A 4308-nucleotide genomic window follows, 5' to 3' on the forward strand; every position below is an offset into this window, starting at 1 on the left:
CCCGACGCTGGCTCAGCTATGCCGGTTCCGGGCGGCTGCGACCGGGGCGTTATCGCATCGGCAGTGCGCCCGGCAGCGATGTGCGGCTGCCGGCCGGGCTTTCCGTACTGGGAACGTTGACGCTGGGCAGTGATGACACGGCCCATATCCAGGCCGGCGCTGGCAGCACGGCGACGCTGGACGGAAAGCCCCTGCAGCACGCGAAACTGATCCCGGCGGTGGTGGGCGGGGCTGCGGCCAGCCGTATCCGCCTGGGAGAGACGGAGTTCTATCTGGTGCGCACCGGCAATGTCTGGGGCTGGCGCTATCGCGACCCCGGCTCGCCGTATCGACGCAACTTCGGGGGAATAGAGCACTTCCCCGTGGCGCCGCAGTGGCGCGTGCGCGCGCGCTGGCACCCGTACAAGACGCCGGAGGATGTGGTGCTGCTGACCTCCATCGGCACGCCGTTGCCGGCCCAGGTGCCGGGCGAGGCCCGTTTTGAAATCGACGGCCGCAGCTATCGCCTGCGCCCGGTGCTGCAATTGCAGGAAGCCGACGACAAGCGCCTGTTCTTCCTGTTCTCCGACCGCACCAGCGGCCGTGAAACCTATGGCGGCGCGCGCTATCTGTCCGCGGCGAGCCCGCACGATGGCACCGTGGTGCTGGATTTCAATCGCGCCGAGAATCCGCCCTGCGCGTTTACCCCGCATGTGGTGTGCCCGGTGGCACCGCCCGCAAACCGGCTGGATCTGGCTGTCACCGCGGGCGAAAAGGTCTATCAGGCGCGCGACTGAGCGGGCAGAGGCTTCAGCGCGACGGCCTGCAGCACCTGCGGCCAGGGAAACCGCGGGCCAGGATCGCGCTTGCGGGCCACGGTCAGCGTGGCATCGTCGCTGGCCTCCACCTGTGCGGTATCCAGCTCCTCATGCCCGGCGATCCAGCGCAGCGAAGGCAGCGCCGTGGACAGCCAGTGCAGCAGTGCGATCAGGGCCTGGATCTGTGCCGGGGTATACGGCTCCTCCATGGCCTGGTGGCGCGAGTCGAACCAGTGCGGGTACCGCCCGGTATTGACCAGCTCGATGCCGACCGAGCGCGGGTTCATGCCACGCACGTGGTGCGCCACCCGTTCCAGCGCCACGTATTGCACGATGCTGCCGTCGCGATCGATATAGAAGTGGCCGCTGTTGCCGCTGCCGTTCTCATACAGTACCCGCTCGCCGTATTCGCGGGCCATCACCAGATCGGGCAACTCGGTGCAGTGGATCACCACCAGGTCGACGTCGGACAGCGCCCGTCGCGCGAGGACGGACTCATACGCCAGTGGCGCGGAAACAATGGCGGGAGCAGGGAGCGCGGACATCGGTGGATGCTAGCATTTGCACCATGACTTACCCCGTATCCGGCAGGGCGCCATGAGCCGCGGCCACTGCATTCTTTCCCACGGTTTCGAGAGCGGCCCGGACGCGACCAAGGTCACCGCGCTGGCCGAGGTGGCCGAACGTCTGGGCTTCAGTCACGAGCGCCCGGACTACACCGATCTGGATGGCCGCCAGGACATCAGCCGTGTCGGCGATGTGCCCGCGCGCCTGCAACGGCTGGTCCAGCTGGCCGGTGACGCGGCCACGCGCGGGCCGGTGGTGCTGGCCGGCTCCAGCCTGGGCGCCTATATCTCGGCGATCGCCTCGCTGCAGGTACCCACGCGCGCGCTGTTCCTGATGGTTCCCCCCACCACGATGGGCCGATGCCCGCCCTGGACGCGGCCAAGGTGCCGATCAGCGTGGTCCACGCCTGGCATGACGAGCTGATCCCGGCCGCACAGGTCATCGCCTGGGCGCAGCAGCGTTCGGCGCGGTTGCTGATGGTCGATGACGGTCACCGTCTGGCCCGCCATGTGCAGGCTTCGGCACAGGCCTTCGAGAGCCTGCTGCGCGGGCTGTGATGCCTGCCGCCACGGCCCGTGAGGGCGGCGGCGGCGACAGTTGCCTACAATGGCGGCCTTGGATTCCGGTTTCCGGGTGCGCAGATGGCGTGCCCGCCAGGTGTCCCTCCCTTTTCCGACAGTCGATCCGATCCCGTGAAATTCTTTGTTTCCTGCGCCAAGGGCCTGGAGTACCTCCTTGCCGACGAACTGCTGGCGTTGGGCCTGCCCGTCGCCACCGCCACCATCGCCGGCGTCAATGCCGAAGGCCAATTGCGCGATGCGCAGCGCGTGGTCCTCTGGTCACGGCTGGCCAGCCGTGTGCTGTGGCCGCTGGCCGAGTTCGAATGTCCGGACGAGGGCTCGCTCTATCAGGGCGTGGTGGCGATGCCGTGGGAGGAGCACCTGCATTCGGATCTGACTCTGTCTGTGGACGCGCACGTCTCCGGTACCGCGATTACCCATGCGCGCTTTGCCGCGCAGCGGATCAAGGATGCGGTGGTGGACCGTCTGCGCGGGCAGGGCCAGGAGCGCCCCTCGGTGAATACGGAATTCCCGGACGTGCGCATCAACCTGTCCCTGCGCAAGGGCCGGGCGACGATCTCGATCGATCTGAGCGGCGGTCCGATGCACCGGCGTGGCTGGCGCAACGCGCAGAACGAAGCGCCGCTGAAGGAGAACCTGGCCGCGGCGGTGCTGCTGCGCGCCAACTGGCCGAAGATCCACGCCGAAGGGGGCGGCCTGCTCGATCCGATGTGCGGCAGTGGCACCTTGCTGATCGAAGGCGCACTGATGGCCGCCGATGTGGCGCCGGGCCTGCAACGGCACGGCAGCCTGCCGCCGAGCCGCTGGCGGGGGTTCGATCAGGCGCAGTGGAAGGAATTGATGGCCGAGGCGCGTGAGCGTGAGCGCATCGGGCGCGCGGCACTGAAGCAGGTCATCCACGGCAGCGACAACGATCCGCACGCGATCCGCGCAGCCAAGGAGAACGCGGAAGTGGCCGGGGTCGCCGAGGCGATCTGGTTCGGTGTGCGTGATGTGGTCGATCTGCAGGTGCCGCCGCAGGCGACCGGCTGCGTGGTCTGCAATCCTCCGTATGACGAGCGTCTGGCCGCGGACAACGCGCTGTACCGCCAGCTGGGTGATGCGCTCAAGCGCGCGGTGCCGCAGTGGCGGGCGAGCCTGCTGTGCGGCAGCACCGATCTGGCTTTCGCCACGGGCCTGCGCGCGCGCAAGACCTACCAGCTGTTCAACGGCGCGATCGAGTGCGCGCTGATTGTCTGCGATCCGATCGCGGTGCCCAAGCGCGAGAGCGACGGCCAGCCGCGCGAACTGAGCGAGGGCGCGCAGATGGTGGCCAACCGTCTGCGCAAGAACGTCAAAAAGTTCAAGAACTGGCTCAGCCGCGAGCAGATCAGCTGCTATCGCGTCTATGACGCGGACCTGCCCGAGTACGCGGCGGCGATCGACGTCTATCAGGAAGATGGCGGCCAGCGCCGCACGTTTCTGCATGTGCAGGAATACGCCGCGCCGGCGGAGATTCCCGATGTCGACGTGCGCCGCCGTCGCAACGAGCTGCTGTCGGCCGCGCGCGAGGTGTTCCAGGTGCCGGCCGACCAGGTCGCACTGAAGTCGCGCGAGCGTGGCAAGGGCGGCAGCAAGTACGGCCGTTTCGAGCAGCGCGGCGAGTTCGTGCTGGTGCGTGAGAACGATGCGCTGTTGCGGGTGAACCTGTTCGACTATCTGGACACCGGCCTGTTCCTGGACCATCGCCCGCTGCGCTGGCACATGGCCCAGGAAGCCACCAACAAACGCTTCCTCAACCTGTTCTGCTACACCGGCGCAGCCACGGTGCAGGCGGCGGTGGCCGGTGCGGCTACGACCACCAGTGTTGACCTGTCCGGAACCTACCTGCAGTGGTGTGCCGACAACCTGGCCTTGAACGGCAAGGGCGGCAGCCAGCACCAGTTGATCCAGGCCGACGCCTTGGCTTGGCTGGAAGCCGAGCGGCACCGCTTCGATGTGATCTTCTGCGATCCGCCGACCTTCTCCAATTCCGCCCGCGCCGAGGACTTCGACGTGCAGCGCGAGCATGTGCGCCTGCTGCGTGCGGCGGTGGCGCGTCTGAGCCCGGATGGCGTGCTGTATTTCTCCAACAACTTCCGTCGCTTCAAGCTCGATGAGGACGCGATCAGGGAATTTGCCGCGTGTACGGAGATTTCATCCCAGACCATCGGGTTGGACTTCGAACGCAACGCGCGCATCCACCGGGCGTGGGAGCTGCGACGTCACGGCGCCTGAGCGGCCGCCCGTCCGGCAACCGCTGCCATCCACCCCAGACGCCGGCGCGGCGATCAGCGCCGGCAGGCTTCTTCGATGGATTTTCCAAGCGCGTCGGCGTCGGCGCG

Annotated in this window: 3 protein-coding genes and 1 pseudogene; 3 read left to right on the forward strand and 1 reads right to left on the reverse strand. The window is 67.7% G+C overall.

Annotation, left to right across the window (positions count from 1 at the left end):
* A partial coding sequence (locus JCM9942_RS11415; protein WP_054659770.1) for a DUF1684 domain-containing protein occupies positions 1–776 on the forward strand: 776 nt, incomplete at its 5' end.
* Here the strand turns inward: JCM9942_RS11415 and JCM9942_RS11420 are convergent.
* Positions 761–1342, reverse strand: coding sequence for an N-acetylmuramoyl-L-alanine amidase (locus JCM9942_RS11420; RefSeq protein ID WP_054659772.1), 582 nt, complete (start codon positions 1340–1342; stop codon positions 761–763). The genes JCM9942_RS11415 and JCM9942_RS11420 overlap by 16 nt on opposite strands.
* Before the next feature lie 52 nt (positions 1343–1394).
* On the opposite strand from JCM9942_RS11420, the pseudogene JCM9942_RS11425 reads away from it, so the two are divergent.
* Together JCM9942_RS11425 and rlmKL are read left to right on the forward strand one after the other, a co-directional pair.
* Positions 1395–1921, forward strand: a pseudogene (locus tag JCM9942_RS11425) (hypothetical protein).
* 135 nt (positions 1922–2056) lie between these two features.
* Complete coding sequence (gene rlmKL / locus JCM9942_RS11430; protein WP_054659773.1) at positions 2057–4201, forward strand: bifunctional 23S rRNA (guanine(2069)-N(7))-methyltransferase RlmK/23S rRNA (guanine(2445)-N(2))-methyltransferase RlmL; 2145 nt, start codon at positions 2057–2059, stop codon at positions 4199–4201.
* The last annotated feature ends 107 nt before the right edge of the window (positions 4202–4308 follow it).

The sequence above is a fragment of the Stenotrophomonas pictorum JCM 9942 genome, assembly GCF_001310775.1.
Taxonomy (GTDB): domain Bacteria; phylum Pseudomonadota; class Gammaproteobacteria; order Xanthomonadales; family Xanthomonadaceae; genus Stenotrophomonas; species Stenotrophomonas pictorum.